Annotated in this window: 6 protein-coding genes; 5 read left to right on the top strand and 1 reads right to left on the bottom strand. The window is 45.0% G+C overall.

The genetic code is table 11. The features are described 5' to 3' along the window. The 5 genes from AC4E7D_RS12760 to AC4E7D_RS12740 all read left to right on the top strand — a co-directional run. Window positions 1-325 (top strand): 2OG-Fe(II) oxygenase family protein (locus AC4E7D_RS12760; RefSeq protein ID WP_490174172.1); only part of this gene is annotated, 325 nt, incomplete at its 5' end. 2 nt (window positions 326-327) lie between these two features. Beyond that, window positions 328-657: a translation initiation factor gene (locus AC4E7D_RS12755; RefSeq protein WP_490174171.1), complete on the top strand. Its 330-nt coding sequence runs from the start codon at window positions 328-330 to the stop codon at window positions 655-657. Window positions 658-798: 141 nt separating this feature from the next. Next, complete coding sequence (locus AC4E7D_RS12750; RefSeq protein WP_490174170.1) at window positions 799-1731, top strand: DUF1835 domain-containing protein; 933 nt, start codon at window positions 799-801, stop codon at window positions 1729-1731. 1 nt (window position 1732) lies between these two features. Beyond that, window positions 1733-2605: a nucleoside phosphorylase gene (locus AC4E7D_RS12745; protein ID WP_490174169.1), complete on the top strand. Its 873-nt coding sequence runs from the start codon at window positions 1733-1735 to the stop codon at window positions 2603-2605. After that, complete coding sequence (locus AC4E7D_RS12740) at window positions 2602-3453, top strand: substrate-binding domain-containing protein (RefSeq protein ID WP_490174168.1); 852 nt, start codon at window positions 2602-2604, stop codon at window positions 3451-3453. The genes AC4E7D_RS12745 and AC4E7D_RS12740 overlap by 4 nt, the downstream gene beginning before the upstream one ends. Here the strand turns inward: AC4E7D_RS12740 and AC4E7D_RS12735 are convergent. Continuing rightward, a partial coding sequence (locus AC4E7D_RS12735; RefSeq protein ID WP_490174167.1) for a uracil-DNA glycosylase family protein occupies window positions 3440-3695 on the bottom strand: 256 nt, incomplete at its 5' end. The genes AC4E7D_RS12740 and AC4E7D_RS12735 overlap by 14 nt on opposite strands.

Here is a 3695-nt window from a genome sequence, read left to right as displayed (position 1 = left end):
GGGATTGCAGGTGCAAAACCACGAAGGGGAATGGATCGATGCCATCGCAAAACCCGATGAACTCATGATCAACGTGGGGGACATGTTGTCACGTCTGTCCAACAACCGCCTGAAGTCCACCATCCATCAGGTAGTGAACCCCCCGCGGGAGCTCTGGGGCTCATCACGGTATTCTATACCATTCTTTATGCACCCTGTAAGTGAGATGCCTCTTAACTGCCTTGAGAATTGTGTAGATGCCGACCATCCCAAAGGTTTTCCGGATACAACTGCCGGGGCATATTTACACGAACGCCTGATTGAACTCGGATTGATAAAAAACTAAGAATGGATTTAGGTGACCAGTTACGGGAATTGTTTCCTGACCATAAGCCGGAAGAATCCACTCCGGAAGAGGAGTCGGTTCCTGATCTCTGGCTACAGGAAGCACCCATACTCTGCAAGTTCGAAAAGCGAAAAGGAAAACCGGTTACTGTACTGCAGGGATATACGGGAGCCGCTCAAGATTTTAAAAAACTTACTAAACTCCTGCAATCTGAACTGCAGGTAGGAGGCTCGTTTAAAAATGATCAGATTATTCTACAGGGAAACAACCGGGATAAGATCATGGACATTCTCGAGGGTCTAGGTTTTCGCACCAAGCGTGTTGGTGGTTGATAATTGTTGAAAATCAAAGGAATACATACACATTTAGAATCGAAAAAGAGGAATTCTTGTCCAATATTCTATGTTTATTATTTTGGTTTTTTTCGATAAAACGTTACTTTTAGACGTTATAACCTAAACAACGCGCCAATAATGAGTTCCCAGCTTCACATTACGAACGGTGATAGTTTTACCCAAAGGTTAAAGACCCTAAATCTCAAAGGAGACATCATTACCTGGAGGGAAATGCTATGCGAGGGAAAGACAGAAACGAATGTTGGAAGTGAATCGTTCTGGAAGACCCGTTTTGATTTTCTCCATAAACATTATAATGTCAGCAAATCCTGGTTTGTTGAGAAAACCCTGAAGGAATATCGCTCCCTCTGCAATCATAAACAACAGGATCAGATCATCCTCTGGTTTGAATATGACTTGTTTTGCCAGATCAATATGCTGGCCGTGATCAGCTGGTTAAAAACGCACCGCCGCTATGCGGACATTTCATTGGTCTGCAGTGGAAAGGAAGATGATACGGACAAGCTGTATGCCTTAAACGAACTGAATGACGAACAACTGCTAGAGCTCTACAAGAACCGCATCCACCTTTCCCAGAATGACATTGAGTATGCCGACTATGTATGGCAGCTGTATTGCAGTGATAATCCGATACGGCTGGAGAACCTGATCGATTTTGACAATTACCAGTATGCGTATTTGTCTGATGCCATTAAAACCCACCTTAAGCGATTCCCGACAATTAAAAATGGTCTGAATGAAATAGAGAACAGGATTCTGGAACTTTCCCTCTCCGACAAACCTTCTTCTAAAAAAGCACTTCTTGGCGCTATTCTACGCAACCAGGGTTATTACGGCTTTGGAGACACACAGTTTCAGCGGGTGATCACCAACCTGAAACCCTTATTTACAGGCTTTAACCCGGTTAGATTATCCAAAAAGGGCAAGGACATACTGGCAGGGAATACCAGTTATTATTCCGAATTACGGGATGAATCCATCTACCTTGGTGGGGCATTAAAATATAATTATCTGTACAACACCGCATCTGATCGCATTTTAAAACTGTAATATGCCGATACAGGCTTCTGAGCTCATTCTCAATGCTGATCAGAGCATTTACCATCTTAATCTATTACCGGAAGACCTGGCAGATACCGTGATCGTGGTTGGGGACCAAAACCGCGTACCCCGCGTATCAAGGCATTTTGATAAGATTGATGTTAAGAAGTCACGCAGGGAGTTCGTAACACATACCGGCTGGTTAAATGGCAAGCGAATATCCGTGGTTTCCACTGGAATAGGGACCGACAATATCGATATTGTACTGAATGAATTGGACGCCCTGGTAAATATCGACTTCAAGACCAAAACAGTACGGCAAAAGTTAACCCAGCTCAACATTATTCGTGTTGGAACCTCTGGCAGTGTTCGGTCGGATATTCCCATTGATGCCATGGTTCTCAGCCGTTATGCCTTAGGTTTTGACAACGTCCTGCATTTCTACAATAGCGAGTCGATCCAACAATCCGAAATCCAAGAGGCCTTTGTCCGCCATATGCGATGGTCAAAAGCTAAGATAGCACCCTATGTTGTTGCATCAGACTCAGAATTAACCCAACGCCTAGATTCAACAAATGTGATTCCCGGATTTACCGGTACGGCAGTGGGCTTTTATGGGCCACAAGGTAGAAAATTGCGCCTGCAAAGGGCAGATGAGGATTTTATTGAGAAACTTGCCACTTTTGAATATAAGGGCTTAAAGATCACTAATCTGGAGATGGAAACTTCTACCCTCTTTGGGCTTGCGAAATTGCTCGGCCACCGCGCCACTTCCATGAATTGTATTCTTGCCAACCGCGCCACAGGCGAGTTCTCAGAGGATCCGGCTAAAGCGGTTGACCATCTGATCGCCTATACACTAGAAAAATTGGTTGCCCCATGATTCAGGTTCGTATTGCGGGAGTCCCTGAACACTTCAATTATCCCTGGCATATGGCCATCGAGGAAGGGGCTTTCTATGAACATGGAATTGCCCTGGATTGGCTTGATGTGCCGGAAGGTACAGGGCGTATGTGTGAGCTTTTAGAAAGTGGAGCCACTGATTTAGCCATCATCCTTACCGAAGGTGTCATTAAAAGCATCTCGACAGGGAACCAGGTTAAGATCATACAGGAATACATTGCCTCACCCCTGCTCTGGGGTATTCATGTAGCACACCAATCTCCTTTCCAACAGGTTTCCGAATTAGAAGGAGCAAAAGCAGCCATCAGCCGTTATGGCAGCGGCAGTCACCTGATGGCCCATGTGCACGCAAGGGAAGAAAACTGGGACACGGAGGACCTGAGGTTTGAGGTGGTCCATACCCTGGAAGGAGCGGTAAAGGCATTGCAATCCGGATGGGCGGACTATTTCCTTTGGGAACACTTCACCACAAAACCTATCGTAGATAAAGGTATATTTCGCAGGCTCGGGGACTGCCCTACTCCATGGCCCTGCTTTGTCATTGCGGTCCGGGAAGACTTCCTCAACAAACATAACGAAGTCCTGGGTCAGATTCTGGAGACCATCAATCGTTATACACTGGAATTTAGAAATATACCCAGTATAGATCGCACACTGGCCAATCGCTATGGACAACAACTGGAAGATATCAGGGAATGGCTTTCCATAACCCGATGGAGTCAGGAGAAATTGAAAACAGAAACACTTGATAATGTGATAAATACATTAAAAAACCTAAACTTATTATCCAAGAATATAACAGCTGGCGAAATCCTTACCACTGTATAGGCTCCTGCCCGTTTTGGACAAGAATTTCATTGGTCTTACTGAAGTGTTTATTGCCAAACCACAAACCACGATTGGCGCTTAGGGGTGAGGGGTGCCCACTGGTAAGGATATAGTGTTTTGATTGATCAATCAGGGCGGTTTTCTTCTTAGCATACCCACCCCACAATAAAAATACCAGCCCCCTTTTCTCCTGGGACAACCTTTTTATCACCGCATCTGTAAAAACCTCCCAACCTTTGTTT

It is taken from the genome of Lentiprolixibacter sp. (assembly GCF_982873095.1).
This window is presented reverse-complemented; position numbering and strand designations above follow the sequence as displayed.

Coding starts and splice junctions, on each gene's coding strand:
- AC4E7D_RS12745 (WP_490174169.1), top strand. CDS start 1,733: ATGCCGATACAGGCTTCTGAGCTCATTCTCAATGCTGATCAGAGCATT.
- AC4E7D_RS12755 (WP_490174171.1), top strand. CDS start 328: ATGGATTTAGGTGACCAGTTACGGGAATTGTTTCCTGACCATAAGCCG.
- AC4E7D_RS12750 (WP_490174170.1), top strand. CDS start 799: ATGAGTTCCCAGCTTCACATTACGAACGGTGATAGTTTTACCCAAAGG.
- AC4E7D_RS12740 (WP_490174168.1), top strand. CDS start 2,602: ATGATTCAGGTTCGTATTGCGGGAGTCCCTGAACACTTCAATTATCCC.